Raw genomic sequence first — 13,685 nt, 5'->3', positions numbered from 1 at the left:
CCCGTGTCCGTACGCGAGCTCGTCGTGCTGGGCACCGCCAGCCAGGTGCCCACGCGCCACCGCAACCACAACGGCTACCTGCTGCGCTGGGACGGCGGGGGCATCCTCTTCGACCCGGGCGAGGGCACGCAGCGCCAGATGCTCCGTGCGGGCGTCGCGGCGCACGACCTCGACCGGATCTGCGTGACGCACTTCCACGGCGACCACGCGCTCGGCCTGGCCGGGGTGATCCAGCGGATCAACCTGGACCAGGTCCCGCACCCGGTCACCGCGCACTTCCCGGCCAGCGGGCAGCGCTTCTTCGACCGGCTGCGGTACGCGACGGCCTACCGCGAGTCGGTCGAGCTCGTCGAGGTGCCGGTCGCCGCCGACGGCGTGATCGCCCGCACGCCCGCGTACACGCTGGAGGCCCGCCGGCTGTCGCACCCCGTCGAGTCGTTCGGCTACCGGCTGACCGAGCCCGACGGGCGTCGCATGCTGCCCGAGAAGCTGGCCGCGTACGGCATCGAGGGGCCCGACGTGGGCCGTATCCAGCGCGAGGGGACGCTCGGAACGGTCGGCATCGAGGACGTCAGCGAGGTACGGCGGGGACAGCGCTTCGCCTTCGTCATGGACACCCGGCTCTGCGAGGGGGTCGACGCCCTCGCAGAGGACTGCGACATGCTCGTCATCGAGTCCACGTTCCTCGACGAGGACGTCCGGCTCGCCGAGGACCACGGCCATCTGACGGCGGGTCAGGCCGCGGCGGCGGCGCGCCGGGCGGGCGTGCGGCACCTCGTGCTCACACACTTCTCGCAGCGCTACAGCGACCCGGACCTGTTCGAACAGCAGGCCCGCGCGGCGGGTTTCGACGGCGAGCTCACCATCGCCCAGGACCTGATCCGCGTCCCCCTCCCCAAACGCTAGAGAGCCACCCATGCACCTCCCCGAGAGCCTCCCCAAGGCCGAACTCCACCTCCACATCGAAGGCACCCTCGAACCCGAGCTCGCCTTCGCCCTCGCCGCGCGCAACGGCGTCGAACTGCCCTACGCGGACACCGAGGAGCTGCGCCGGGCGTACCTCTTCAGCGACCTCCAGTCCTTCCTCGACCTGTACTACGGGCTGATGGCCGTGCTGCACACGGAGGACGACTTCGAGGAGCTCGCCGACGCGTATCTGGCGCGGGCCGCCTCGCAGGGCGTGCGGCACGCCGAGATCTTCTTCGACCCGCAGGCGCACACCGCGCGCGGCGTCGGGATCGGCACCGTGATCGAGGGTCTGTCCCGCGCGCTGGACCGCGCCGAGGAGCGGCACGGCGTCTCCACCCGGCTGATCATGTGCTTCCTGCGCGACGAGTCGGCCGAGTCGGCGATGGCGACGCTCGACGCCGCGAAGCCGTATCTGCACCGGATCGCGGCGGTCGGCCTGGACTCGGCGGAGGTCGGCCACCCGCCGTCGAAGTTCCGCGAGGTGTACGCGGCGGCCGAGGCGCTCGGCCTGCGCAAGGTCGCGCACGCGGGCGAGGAAGGCCCGCCCGAGTACATCCGCGAGGCCCTGGACGTCCTCGGCGTCGAACGGATCGACCACGGGCTGCGCTCGATGGAGGACCCGGAGCTGGTGGAGCGGCTGGTGCGCGAGCAGGTGCCGCTGACGCTGTGCCCGCTGTCGAACGTGCGGCTGCGCGCCATCGACGTCCTGGAGGACCACCCGCTGAAGCGGATGATGGACGCCGGGCTGCTGGTCACCGTCAACTCCGACGACCCGGCCTACTTCGGCGGGTACGTCGGCGACACCTTCCACGCGGTGCGCGAGGCGCTGGGCCTGGACCCGGAGCGGATGCGGGAGCTGGCGGCCAACTCCTTCCGGGCGTCGTTCCTCGACGACGACGAGGAGCGGCGGGCCCGGTACCTCGCCGAGGTCGAGGCGTACGACTTCGGCTGACCGGCCCCTGCCGGCCCGCCGGCCGCCGGGCCCGCGCCCCGTCCGGTCCGGCCGGCCCGGTCAGGCCGGACCGGAGCGCGGTGCCGGCGGGCGGCGGCCGGGGGAGGGGCGGCGCTTCTGGCCACCGACAGCCAGAAGCGCCGTGCGGGGTACCGGCCGCCGTCCGCCCGCGTGTTCACCCTGTTCCTCTTTCGGGTCGCCGGGCAACCGGCGTCGTTCGTGCGTCGTATCGTCGTCCGCATGGTGTCGGGAACGGTGGCGCTGACCACGGGAGCACTCGCGCTGCGGCTCGGAGTCGCCCCCACCACGCTGCGCACGTGGGAACGGCGGTACGGGATCGGCCCCGGCCACCGCGAGCCGGGCAGGCACCGGCGCTGGACGCCGCAGGACGTGGCGCTGCTGGAGCACATGTGCCGCCTCACCGCCGACGGCGTCCCCCCGGCCGACGCGGCCAGAGCGGCCCGCGACACGGTCATCGCCTCCACGGTGGCGGCCCGTACGCCGCCCCCGCCGCCGGAGACGTACCGCCCCGCCGCCCCGGCCGCCGCTCCCGCGAGGGACGTCGCCCCCACGCCCCCGGCCGCTCGCGTACCGGACGGTGACGACACCCGCCGTACCGTGCGCGGGCTCGGGCGGGCCGCCGAGCGGCTGGACGCCCCACGGGTGGAGAGGCTGCTCGCCCGCGCGCTCGCCGTCCATGGGCCCGCCACCGCCTGGGACAGCGTGATGACGCCCACGCTGCGGGCCATCGGCCGCCGCTGGGCCGCCTCGGGGGACACCGCCGCCGAACGCTACGTGGAGGCCGAGCACCTGCTCTCCTGGCATGTGTCCACCGCCCTGCGCCGGGCCTGCGCCACGACGGCGGACGGCGAGGGGCGGCCGGTCCTGCTGGCGTGCGCCCCCGGCGAGATGCACACCCTGGCGCTGGAGGCACTGGCGGCGGCCCTGGCCGGCCGGGGGGTGCCGGTGCGGATGTTCGGCGCCGCCGTGCCGCCCGGAGCGCTCACCGAGGCGGTCCGCAGATCGGGGCCGCGCGCGGTCGTCCTGTGGTCCCAGAGCCGGCACACCGCCGACCGCGCGGTCGCCGGCCTGGTCCGCACGGTGACCTGGGGCGTACGCGGCGCCCGGGTCAGCCCCGCGCTGCTGACCGCGGGCCCGGGCTGGGCGCGCGGCCCCCGGGTTCCCGGCGCCCGGCGCCCGGCCGGCCTGTGCGAGGCGCTGGCCCTGCTCGACGTCCTGCCCGGCCGGCCCGGCTGACCGCGCGGACGCCCGGCCGGGCCCGCGTCGCCCTCCGCCCCTCAGCGCGCCCCGCCCGAGGGCCGGGCCAGGCGGTAGGAGTGCCGACGCGCGGGGGACGGCACCGGGAACTCCGCGACCGGCTGTTCCGGCGCGCCGATCTGCGGGACCAGACCCGTCGCCGTACCGGTCGTGGCGGCGACCACCGCCGCCGGGGCCCCGCCGCGGCGCCGGACGGCACCCGGCACCAGCGGACGGCCCGAGGTGTGCAGGGCCACGGCCGTCATGGGGACCGCGATGAGGAGCAGGAGGCCGCCCAGCACCAGACCCATGCCCGGGTAGCCCGCCGCCTCCGACAGGACGCTGCCGGTGACCGGGCCGCACGCCACACCCAGCGAGGACGCCGAACCCACCAGGACCGCCCAGCGGCCGCGCGGGTCCAGCGAGGCGGCCAGGCCGATCAGATACGAGAGGACCACCGGGTAGCAGGCGTTCCACAGGATCTCGCCGCTCGCGAAGGACACCAGGTCGTCGGCGGCCGAACTCACCGCGATGCAGCCCGCGATCACCACCGTACCGACGCCGATCGGCACCGCGCGGCCCAGTCGGGCGCCCAGGGCCCCCGCCGCCGTGACGCCCAGCAGCCCGGCGCCCAGCGCCGCCGCGAAGACCGCGCCGACCGTGACCTCGCCCAGGCCCGCCTGGGTCAGGCCGATCCGGCCGCTGACCCCCCACAGCGCGTTCTGCGCCATGGACCAGCACAGGATCGTTCCCGCGAGGACCGCGCCGCTGCGGCGCCGGGGCAGCGGCGCTCCCGTTCCGCGGACCGATCCGGTGTCGTGGCCCGTCTCCAGCCGGGCGGTCGCGGGCCACACCACCGCCGCGACCAGCGCGAGCGACGCGAACGGCAGTGTGTGCCCGCCGCCCAGGTGCGGGATCGTCAGATACAGCGCGCCCGCCGTCGCCGAAACGCTCAGCAGGCCCAGCGTCGAGGCACGGTGGGGGTCGCGCCGGCCCGCGATGCCGGCCGCGGCGACCGCCGTGGCCGTGCCCGAGCCGAGGCCGCCGACCGAGGCGCCCGCCACGACGAGCGGCACGGACGTGGCGAGGGCGGCGAGGCCGTAGCCGCCCACGGCCAGCAGCAGGCCGGCCCGGGCCGTCCGCCGCTGCCCGTACCGCTCCACCCGCGAGGCGAGCGTGAAGCCCGCGGCGGCCGAGCACAGCAGCAGGGCCGAGCCCACCAGACCCGCCTGGGCGGGGGCGAGGCCGAGACCGGCGGAGAGACGTCCGACGACGGTCGGCAGGAGGTACGCGGCGAGGTACCCGGCCGTGAAGACGGCGACGAGCGGCCACGGGGCGCGCGGGCGCGAGGGCATGGGCGTTCCTGGGAACAGAAAGGGCGAAGGAGGGGTGGAGCGCCCGGTGTTGCACGGGAACGCGGGCCAATTTGTATCAAGCCGGCCGGGCGGGCGAGAAGGCGGGAAGGTGTGATCCGGGACACAATGTGTTTGCCGGTCTTCCGGGCGGGTAAGCAAGGCGACTTCCCACGCGCCGACGACCGTTGGGCGCGGCGGGAATCGGGCAGACTGTCCTGATCGGAACCGCGACCCGGGAGCCCGTCGTGATCACATCCAGAGGAGAACAGCAGCAGCGGCAACACACCGCGGGCGTCGACCCCTTGGGTGCGCTGCGGGCCCCGGGCGACCCGGAGTACGACGTCTTCCTCACCGGTCCGGTCTTCCTCGACATCATCTTCACCGGCCTCGACAACGCTCCCGTGCGCGGCACCGAGACCTGGGCGCGCGGCATGGGCTCCAGCCCCGGCGGCGTCGCCAACATGGCCACCGCCCTGGCCCGCCTCGGTCTGCGCACCTCGCTCGCCGCCGCCTTCGGGGACGACCACTACGGCGAGTACTGCTGGGACGCGCTGGAGCAGGGCGAGGGCGTCGACCTGTCCCGGTCGCGCACCGTGTCCGGCTGGCACTCCCCGGTCACCGTCTCCATGGCGTACGAGGGCGAACGGACCATGGTCTCGCACGGCCACGAGGCCCCGCCCCCGGACGGCGCGCTGCCCGGACCCCGGCCGCGCGCGCGGGCCGCCGTCGCCTCGCTCGTGCCCGGCCGCCCCGAGGAGTGGGTCGGTCAGGCGGCCGGACACGCCACCCGGATCTTCGCCGACGTCGGCTGGGACGAGAGCGGCCGCTGGGACCTGGCGGGCCTGCCGGACCTGGAGCACTGCGAGGCGTTCCTGCCGAACGCGGAGGAGGCGATGCGCTACACCCGTACCGACTGTCCGCGCCGGGCCGCCCGCGCGCTGGCCGAGAAGGTGCCCCTCGCCGTCGTCACGCTCGGCCCGCAGGGCGCGTACGCGGTGGACGCGGCGACCGGCGAGACCGCCGAGGTCCCCGCCATCGAGGTGGCCGCGCTGGACCCGACCGGTGCCGGTGACGTCTTCGTGGCCGGGTTCGTGACCGGCACCCTCGCCGGGTGGCCGCTGGCCGACCGGCTGGCCTTCGCCGGGCTGACCGCCGCGCTGTCGGTGCAGGAGTTCGGCGGGTCGCTGTCCGCCCCGGGATGGGTGGAGGTGGCCGCCTGGTGGCAGTCCGTCCAGGGCGCCGCCGGGCAGGACCCGGAGGCGCTCACCCGCTACGCCTTCCTGGAGTCCCTGCTGCCCGCCCCCGTCAGGCCCTGGCCGCTGCGCCGGGCCGTCCCCACGATCGGTTTCCGCCGTTCGGCGTAGGGCCGCGGCCGCGGGCTCCCGGCCGAAAAGCCTTCGGCCTTGTCCGTGGCACGTCGTACGCTGGACAGTCCAGAGGTTGTCGAGCAGCGAGAACCCTGCAACGGGAGGTATGTGCAGGCCTCAGAGCCGGCCCATGACTCACACAACCACAGCCCAGACACCGACCCCGCAGCCGCCCGTGCCGGGTCAGGCGCGAGCCCACTTCACCGTACCGGCCAAGCACCCGATGGTGACCGTGCTGGGCTCGGGCGACACCCTGCTGCGCGTGATCGAGAAGGCGTTCCCGGCCGCCGACATACATGTCCGGGGCAATCAGGTCAGCGCGATCGGCGACGCGGTGGAAGTCGCCCTGATCCAGCGCCTGTTCGACGAGATGATGCTGGTGCTCCGCACCGGGCAGCCGATGACGGAGGACGCAGTGGAACGCTCGATCGCCATGCTGAGGGCGAGCGGGAGCGGCTCGGCCGAGGCGGGCCAGGAGACCCCGGCCGAGGTGCTCACGCAGAACATCCTCTCCAGCCGCGGACGCACCATCCGTCCCAAGACCCTCAACCAGAAGCGGTACGTCGACGCGATCGACAAGCACACGATCGTCTTCGGCATCGGCCCCGCCGGAACGGGCAAGACGTACCTGGCCATGGCCAAGGCGGTCCAGGCCCTGCAGTCCAAGCAGGTCAACAGGATCATCCTGACCAGGCCGGCCGTCGAGGCGGGCGAGCGGCTGGGATTCCTGCCCGGCACGCTCTACGAGAAGATCGACCCCTATCTGCGGCCGCTCTACGACGCGCTGCACGACATGCTCGACCCCGACTCGATCCCACGGCTCATGGCGGCGGGCACCATCGAGGTCGCGCCGCTGGCGTACATGCGCGGCCGGACCCTCAACGACGCGTTCATCATCCTGGACGAGGCGCAGAACACCAGCGCCGAGCAGATGAAGATGTTCCTGACCCGGCTCGGCTTCGACTCGAAGATCGTCATCACCGGTGACGTCACCCAGGTCGACCTGCCGAACGGTACCAAGAGCGGTCTGCGCCAGGTCCAGGACATCCTGGAGGGCGTCGAGGACGTCCACTTCTCACGGCTCACCTCGCACGACGTCGTCCGGCACAAGCTCGTCGGCCGTATCGTCGACGCGTACGAGAAGTACGACAACACAAACGGGCTGTGACTTTTACCGAATGAGCGAGCAGAGCACCATGTCGATCGACGTCAACAACGAGTCCGGCATCGAGGTCGACGAGCAGGCGATCCTCGACGTCGCCCGCTACGCGCTGGCGCGTATGCGGATCCACCCGCTCTCCGAGCTCTCGGTGATCGTGGTGGACGAGGACGCGATGGAGCAGCTCCACATCCAGTGGATGGACCTGCCGGGTCCGACGGACGTCATGTCCTTCCCGATGGACGAGCTGCGCCCGCCGAGCCGGGACGACGACGCCGCGGAGCCCCCACAGGGACTCCTCGGTGACATCGTGCTCTGCCCCGAGGTCGCCACCAAGCAGGGCCAGGAGGCCCCGACGCGGCACTCCATGGACGAGGAGCTCCAGCTCCTCACCGTCCACGGGGTGCTGCACCTCCTCGGTTACGACCACGAGGAGCCCGACGAGAAGGCCGAGATGTTCGGCCTCCAGGCGGCGATCATCGACGGCTGGCGCGCGGAGAAGGGCATGACCGGCCCTTCCCCGGCGCCGACCGTCTCATGACCACCCAGCTGATCCTCGGCGCGGTCGCCCTCGTCGTCGTCGCGTGGCTGGCGGCGTGCGCGGAGGCGGGCCTCGCCCGGGTCTCCACCTTCCGGGCCGCCGAGGCGGTCCGCACCGGGCGCCGGGGCGCCGCCGGACTCGCCCAGGTCGCCTCCGACCCCACCCGCTACCTCAATGTGGCGCTGCTCGTGCGCGTCGCCTGCGAGATGGCCGCCGGGGTCCTCGTCACCTACGTCTGCCTGGAGGAGTTCGACGAGACCTGGTCGGCGCTGCTCGTCGCCATGGGGGTGATGGTGCTCGTCAGCTATGTCGCCGTCGGCGTCTCGCCCCGCACCATCGGCCGCCAGCACCCGCTGAACACCGCGACGGCCGCCGCCTATGTGCTGCTGCCGCTGGCCCGTGTGATGGGACCCGTGCCCCAGCTGCTGATCCTCATCGGCAACGCGCTCACACCCGGCAAGGGGTTCCGCAAGGGCCCGTTCGCCTCCGAGGCGGAGCTGCGCGCGATGGTCGACCTCGCCGAGCAGGAGTCCCTGATCGAGGACGACGAGCGCCGCATGGTGCACTCCGTCTTCGAGCTCGGGGACACCCTCGTGCGCGAGGTGATGGTCCCGCGCACCGACCTGGTCTCCATCGAGCGCTACAAGACGATCCGTCAGGCCCTGACCCTGGCGCTGCGCTCCGGCTTCTCCCGCATCCCGGTGACCGGCGAGAACGAGGACGACATCGTCGGCATCGTGTACCTGAAGGACCTCGTCAGGAAGACCCACATCAGCCGGGACGCGGAGAGCGACCTGGTCTCCACCGCGATGCGGGCCGCCGCCTTCGTCCCCGACACCAAGAACGCCGGCGATCTGCTGCGCGAGATGCAGCGCGAGCGCAACCACTGCGCCGTCGTCATCGACGAGTACGGCGGCACGGCGGGCATCGTCACCATCGAGGACATCCTGGAGGAGATCGTCGGCGAGATCACCGACGAGTACGACCGGGAGCTGCCGCCGGTGCAGGAGCTGGGCGAGGGCCGCTACCGCGTCACCGCCCGGCTGGACATCGGGGACCTCGGTGAGCTCCTCGGCCTCGACGAGTACGACGACGAGGACGTCGAGACGGTCGGCGGCCTGCTCGCCAAGGCGCTGGGCCGGGTGCCGATCGCGGGCGCCAGCGCGCTGGTCGACCTGCCCGACGGACGGGTGCTGCGGCTGACGGCCGAGTCCCCGGCCGGCCGGCGCAACAAGATCGTCACCGTGCTGGCGGAGCCGGCCACCGAACGGAAGGACGAGGTGGCATGACACCCGAGCGGCTGCGGGTCCTCTGCCTGGGGTTCAACGACGTCACGGAGGAGTTCCCCTTCGGTCCGGAGACGTCCGTCTTCAAGGTCGCGGGGAAGATGTTCGCCCTGTCCGCGCTGGAGGCCCGGCCGCTCACCGTCAACCTCAAGTGCGAGCCGGAGAACGCGGTCCGGCTGCGCGCCGAGCACCCGGCGATCGTTCCCGGCTGGCACATGAACAAGCGCCACTGGAACACGGTCACCGTCGGCGAGCTGCCGGACCGACTCGTCCGGGAGCTCATCGAGGACTCCTACGACCTGGTCGTCGCGGGCCTGCCGAAGGCGACCCGCCTGCGCCTCGACAGGCCCTAGTCACCGCCGCTGTGCGACAGCACCGTGATCTTTCCGTGTTCCCGCTGTGTGTATCCTCAGCGCGGCCGATCATGGCGGGGAGGGGGGAACCACAGCTCCCCAGGAACATTCACAGTCAGGGGAGAACACACCCTCATGCGTACTCGCATACGTCGCGGCGCTGCCGTCGCGCTCACCACCTCCGCGCTCGTCCTCACCGCCGCCTGCGGCGGCTCGTCCGAGACGGACGCCAAGCCCGAGAAGAGCGGTTCGTCCGCCAAGGCCGGCGACCCGGCCAAGGGCGAGGACGCGGCCAAGGACGGGCAGTCCGCCACGCCGCTGACCGCCGCTCAGATGAAGGCCGGTGTCCTGGCGGTCGCCGACCTGCCCAAGGGCTGGACGGCCAGCAAGAACCCGGCGGACGACAGCGCCTACAAGGCGGACAAGGCCGAGTGCCAGCCGATCGCGACGCTGCTGCAGAACAAGGTCGCCGGCGCCACCATCGGCGCGAACGAGGACTTCGCCGGCGGTGACGGGGCCAACCAGCTCTCCCACCAGATCATGACCTTCCCCGGCACGGGCGCCGCGGACTTCGTGACGTCCATCGGCACCGCTGCGGAGAAGTGCACCGGCTTCAAGACGACCATGGAGGGCGTCCCGGCCGAGCTCAAGGTGGAGAAGCTGAACCCGCCGAAGGCCGGCGAGGAGTCGCACGGCGTGCGCGTGAGCATGGACCTCGGCGGTGAGATGGAGTTCGCGCTCCACTTCGCCGTCGCCCGTCAGGGCACGGGCGTGTCCCGTGTCGTGCTCGTCCCCGGCACCCCGGCGTCCGCCAAGGACTTCGACGACCTGGCCAAGCGCGCGGGCGACAAGTTCGCCAAGGGCGTCCAGGGCTGACGAGGACCCTGAGGGCGGCCGGGGTGGTCCCCGGCCACCCGCCTATGCTCGGGGCATGACGCAGAGCAACGACCTCGGCCCCGAGGACCGCAAGATCATCACGCTGGCGCGCAGCGCCCGTGCCCGTAACGGCGTGCCCGAGGGCGCGGCGGTACGCGACGAGACCGGGCGTACGTACGTCGCCGGGACCGTCGCTCTGGAGTCGCTCAAGCTGAGCGCGCTCCAGACGGCGGTCGCGATGGCCGTGGCCAGCGGCGCGACATCGCTGGAGGCCGCGGCGGTCGTCAGCGACGCCGAGGCCGCGTCGGACGCCGACCGCGCGGCGGTGCGCGACCTGGGCGGCGCGGGGACCCCGGTCCTGCTCGCGGGCCCGGACGGCGAGCTGCGTGCCACGGTGTCGGCCGGCTGATGGCCGCCACGGGGGAGGGCAGGGCGCCGGGCCATGCCCGGCTCGTCCTCGGCGTCGGCGCGATCGGCTTCGTCATCAACGTCGTCGACTGGTTCGTCGACGGCCAGGTGCGCCCGCACGACGCCTTTCCGCTGATGCTGATGTTCTGGGGGGCGGCCGACCTGCTCGAAGTGCGGCGCCCGTCCGTCGCCCGGGCTCTGCGCCGGTCGGCCGGCACCCTGCTGGTCGCCGCCGGGCTCGCGGCCGGCGTCCCCGCCGCCGTGGCGCTCGCCCGGGGCGGGGACCCCGACTGGATCGACCTGCTCCTGGGGGTCTTCGCGGTCCTGTACCTGGCCGTGTCGCTCGCGGCCCTCATCGCACGGCTCCGGGGGCGCCGGGCCCTCTCGTCGTGAGGGGGAGGGTCTCTGGCCCGGCGGCCGGGCCCCTGGCCCGGACCAGCCCGCGGCCCGGCCGTGGCAGACCTCCCGGAGCCTCGCGGGGAGCCTTCCCCGCCCTGCCGGGACCGGCGCCCGCGCCGGTTCCGGAGGCGGTTCCGGAGGCGGGCGCGGGGGCTTTCCCGCGCCTGCGGTACGTGAGGCGTGCGGGGATCGGGGACAATGGCCCCCATGAGCGCTCGTAACCATGAAACCGAAACCGCCCACCGGGCCGGTTTCGCCTGCTTCGTCGGCCGCCCCAACGCGGGCAAGTCCACCCTTACGAACGCTCTGGTCGGTCAGAAGGTGGCCATCACCTCCAACCGGCCGCAGACCACCCGCCACACCGTGCGCGGCATCGTGCACCGGCCGGACGCGCAGCTGATCCTGGTCGACACCCCCGGCCTGCACAAGCCGCGCACGCTCCTGGGCGAGCGGCTCAACGACATCGTCCGTACCACCTGGGCCGAGGTCGACGTGATCGGCTTCTGCCTCCCCGCCGACCAGAAGCTGGGCCCCGGCGACCGGTTCATCGCCAAGGAACTGGCGGAGATCCGCAAGACCCCGAAGGTCGCCATCGTCACCAAGACGGACCTCGTCGACTCCAAGACCCTCGCCGAGCAGCTCATCGCCATCGACCAGCTGGGCAAGGAGCTCGGCTTCGAGTGGCAGCAGATCGTCCCGGTCTCCGCCGTCGGCGGCAGCCAGGTCCAGCTCGTCGCCGACCTGCTGATCCCGCTGCTCCCCGAGAGCCCGCCGCTCTACCCGGAGGGCGACCTCACGGACGAGCCGGAGCAGGTCATGGTGGCCGAGCTGATCCGCGAGGCGGCGCTGGAGGGCGTGCGCGACGAGCTGCCGCACTCGATCGCGGTCGTCGTCGAGGAGATGCTGCCCCGGGAGAACCGGCCGGCCGACAAGCCTCTGCTGGACATCCACGCCAACGTCTACATCGAGCGCCCGAGCCAGAAGGGCATCATCATCGGCCCCAAGGGCCAGCGCCTGAAGGAGGTCGGCACCAAGTCCCGCAAGCACATCGAGGCGCTGCTGGGCACGCCGGTCTTCCTCGACCTGCATGTGAAGGTCGCGAAGGACTGGCAGCGCGACCCCAAGCAGCTGCGGAAGCTGGGCTTCTGACCCTCCGCGGGGACTCCTGACCCACCGCGCGGGCGCGCACGGCCCGGTCCGGGCCGTGCGGGCGGCCCCGCGGGGACGGGCGCCCCGCGACAGCCCGTCGCCGCGCCGCTCAGGCGCCTTCCTTCAGCACCCGGGAGATCAGCTCCCGCTGGGCCGGGGTGAGCCGTGGGTCGGCGCAGCACACCGTGCGGCCGTCGACCGTGATCTCGTACGAGAACCCGTCCGGCACACCCGTCCTCGCGCCGGCCGGTGATGTGCCCAGGCCGTCGGCGAGCGCCGCCTCGGCCAGGGCGTGCCACTCCTCGGCGTCCGGCCGCCCCGAGGTGTCCAGCTCGGCGCGGCGTTCGATCCCGGCGAATCCGCCCGTGCGCCTGATCCGAATACGCATGGACCCTGTCTACTCCGCCGGCACCTTCACCGTCGACCACGCCTTGGACACCGCGTCGTGCTCCGGGCCCTCACCGAACCGCTCGCGCGCCGCCGCGACCGTCAGCCGGGCGAAGTCGGTGAAGTCCGCGTCCTCCGCCAGTTCGCCGCCGGTGAGCACGTCGAACCAGATCTGGCCGGCCCGTTCCCAGGCGTTGCCGCCGAGCTCCGCGGCGGCCAGGTAGAACGCGTGGTTGGGGATGCCGGAGTTGATGTGCACGCCGCCGTTGTCGCTGCCCGTGCGGACGTAGTCGTCCATCGTGGCGGGCTGCGGGTCCTTGCCGAGCACATCGTCGTCGTACGCCGTGCCGGGGGCCTTCATCGAGCGCAGGGCCACGCCCTGTACGTCCGGTGCCAGCAGGCCCGCGCCGATCAGCCAGTCGGCCTCGTCCGCGGTCTGGCCCAGCGCGTGCTGCTTGACCAGTGAGCCGAAGACGTCCGACATGGACTCGTTGAGCGCCCCCGGCTGGCCGAAGTACGCCAGGTTGGCGGTGTACTGGGTGACGCCGTGGGCCAGCTCGTGACCGATGACGTCCACCGGGAGGGTGAAGTCGAGGAAGATCTCCCCGTCACCGTCTCCGAACACCATCTGCTCGCCGTTCCAGAAGGCGTTGCCGTAGTCCCGGTCGTAGTGGACGGTCGCGTCGAGCGGGAGTCCGGAACCGTCGATCGAGTCACGGCCGTAGACGTCCAGGAAGAGGTCGAAGGTCGCTCCCAGCCCGGCGTACGCCCGGTTGACGGTCGCGTCCTTGGTGGGCTCGGCGCCCTCGCCGCGGACCTTCTTGCCGGGCAGCGTGGTCCGGTGCCCCGCGTCGTACACCGTGCGGTGCGGCTTCCCCGCGACCGCGCCGTCCGGCGCGGACACCGCGCGGGCGCCGACGACCGTGGTGAGGCGGCGGCCGGTGCGGTTGGCGGCGTCCGCCACGAGGGTGCGGCGCGCGGCGGCGGCGACCAGGGGGTCCGACGAGCGGGCCAGCCGGTCCAGGAGGTGCGGGGGGACGATCGTGCAGAACACGGGATGAGTCGTCGCAGTCATGTTCCGCAATGTGGCACTGGGTAGTGCGACTGTCACTAGCTGCGACCAGGATTGAGGAAAAGGAGTGACAGATCACCGTTTGACGGACAAGGGGCCCCGGTCCCGCATACTGGAACGGCGCCTCCGCTCGCGGTGTCACTCGGTTAGGCTGC

Annotated in this window: 15 protein-coding genes; 12 read left to right on the top strand and 3 right to left on the bottom strand. The window is 73.0% G+C overall.

Features of this window, described 5'->3' with window-relative positions; genetic code table 11:
- Nucleotides 1-3: 3 nt before the first annotated feature.
- From PUR26_RS13380 to PUR26_RS13370, 3 genes are all read left to right on the top strand, one after another.
- The gene (locus tag PUR26_RS13380; protein ID WP_329872383.1) at nucleotides 4-906 is read left to right on the top strand and encodes a ribonuclease Z; all 903 of its coding nucleotides are present in this window, start codon (nucleotides 4-6) and stop codon (nucleotides 904-906) included.
- 10 nt (nucleotides 907-916) lie between these two features.
- Entirely contained in the window at nucleotides 917-1,921 is a 1,005-nt protein-coding gene (locus PUR26_RS13375; RefSeq protein WP_329872382.1) for an adenosine deaminase, read from the top strand.
- 240 nt (nucleotides 1,922-2,161) lie between these two features.
- Entirely contained in the window at nucleotides 2,162-3,178 is a 1,017-nt protein-coding gene (locus PUR26_RS13370) for a MerR family transcriptional regulator (RefSeq protein WP_329872380.1), read from the top strand.
- A gap of 41 nt (nucleotides 3,179-3,219) precedes the next feature.
- Here PUR26_RS13370 and PUR26_RS13365 read toward each other — a convergent pair whose 3' ends face one another.
- Nucleotides 3,220-4,533 (bottom strand): MFS transporter, encoded by a 1,314-nt coding sequence (locus tag PUR26_RS13365; protein ID WP_329872378.1) that lies wholly within the window; start codon nucleotides 4,531-4,533, stop codon nucleotides 3,220-3,222.
- 245 nt (nucleotides 4,534-4,778) lie between these two features.
- Between PUR26_RS13365 and PUR26_RS13360 the strand changes: the two genes are divergently transcribed.
- The 9 genes from PUR26_RS13360 to era all read left to right on the top strand — a co-directional run bounded on the left by PUR26_RS13360 (nucleotide 4,779) and on the right by era (nucleotide 12,071).
- The gene (locus PUR26_RS13360; protein ID WP_329872376.1) at nucleotides 4,779-5,897 is read left to right on the top strand and encodes a carbohydrate kinase family protein; all 1,119 of its coding nucleotides are present in this window, start codon (nucleotides 4,779-4,781) and stop codon (nucleotides 5,895-5,897) included.
- A gap of 133 nt (nucleotides 5,898-6,030) precedes the next feature.
- Nucleotides 6,031-7,068, top strand: a complete 1,038-nt coding sequence (locus PUR26_RS13355) for a PhoH family protein (protein WP_329872374.1) — start codon at nucleotides 6,031-6,033, stop codon at nucleotides 7,066-7,068.
- A gap of 28 nt (nucleotides 7,069-7,096) precedes the next feature.
- Nucleotides 7,097-7,600, top strand: a complete 504-nt coding sequence (gene ybeY, locus PUR26_RS13350; protein WP_329872480.1) for an rRNA maturation RNase YbeY — start codon at nucleotides 7,097-7,099, stop codon at nucleotides 7,598-7,600.
- Nucleotides 7,597-8,889, top strand: a complete 1,293-nt coding sequence (locus PUR26_RS13345) for a hemolysin family protein (protein WP_329872373.1) — start codon at nucleotides 7,597-7,599, stop codon at nucleotides 8,887-8,889. The genes ybeY and PUR26_RS13345 overlap by 4 nt, the downstream gene beginning before the upstream one ends.
- Nucleotides 8,886-9,239: an MmcQ/YjbR family DNA-binding protein gene (locus tag PUR26_RS13340; RefSeq protein ID WP_329872371.1), complete on the top strand. Its 354-nt coding sequence runs from the start codon at nucleotides 8,886-8,888 to the stop codon at nucleotides 9,237-9,239. Before PUR26_RS13345 ends, PUR26_RS13340 begins: the two co-directional genes overlap by 4 nt.
- A 135-nt stretch (nucleotides 9,240-9,374) precedes the next feature.
- Nucleotides 9,375-10,115: a hypothetical protein gene (locus PUR26_RS13335; protein ID WP_329872369.1), complete on the top strand. Its 741-nt coding sequence runs from the start codon at nucleotides 9,375-9,377 to the stop codon at nucleotides 10,113-10,115.
- A gap of 55 nt (nucleotides 10,116-10,170) precedes the next feature.
- The gene (locus tag PUR26_RS13330; protein WP_329872368.1) at nucleotides 10,171-10,524 is read left to right on the top strand and encodes a cytidine deaminase; all 354 of its coding nucleotides are present in this window, start codon (nucleotides 10,171-10,173) and stop codon (nucleotides 10,522-10,524) included.
- Nucleotides 10,524-10,916: a hypothetical protein gene (locus tag PUR26_RS13325; protein WP_329872366.1), complete on the top strand. Its 393-nt coding sequence runs from the start codon at nucleotides 10,524-10,526 to the stop codon at nucleotides 10,914-10,916. Before PUR26_RS13330 ends, PUR26_RS13325 begins: the two co-directional genes overlap by 1 nt.
- A 204-nt stretch (nucleotides 10,917-11,120) precedes the next feature.
- Nucleotides 11,121-12,071: a GTPase Era gene (gene era / locus PUR26_RS13320; protein ID WP_329872364.1), complete on the top strand. Its 951-nt coding sequence runs from the start codon at nucleotides 11,121-11,123 to the stop codon at nucleotides 12,069-12,071.
- A 109-nt stretch (nucleotides 12,072-12,180) separates the two neighbouring features.
- On the opposite strand, the gene PUR26_RS13315 is transcribed toward era, so the two are convergent.
- Together PUR26_RS13315 and PUR26_RS13310 are read right to left on the bottom strand one after the other, a co-directional pair.
- Complete coding sequence (locus tag PUR26_RS13315; protein WP_329872362.1) at nucleotides 12,181-12,459, bottom strand: protealysin inhibitor emfourin; 279 nt, start codon at nucleotides 12,457-12,459, stop codon at nucleotides 12,181-12,183.
- Nucleotides 12,460-12,468: 9 nt separating this feature from the next.
- Nucleotides 12,469-13,533 carry a M4 family metallopeptidase gene (locus tag PUR26_RS13310; protein ID WP_329872360.1) on the bottom strand — a complete coding sequence of 355 codons (1,065 nt, stop codon included), beginning with the start codon at nucleotides 13,531-13,533 and terminating at the stop codon, nucleotides 12,469-12,471.
- Nucleotides 13,534-13,685 lie beyond the last annotated feature (152 nt).

It is taken from the genome of Streptomyces sp. SP18CS02, assembly GCF_036322365.1.
GTDB lineage: Bacteria > Actinomycetota > Actinomycetes > Streptomycetales > Streptomycetaceae > Streptomyces.
This window is presented reverse-complemented; position numbering and strand designations above follow the sequence as displayed.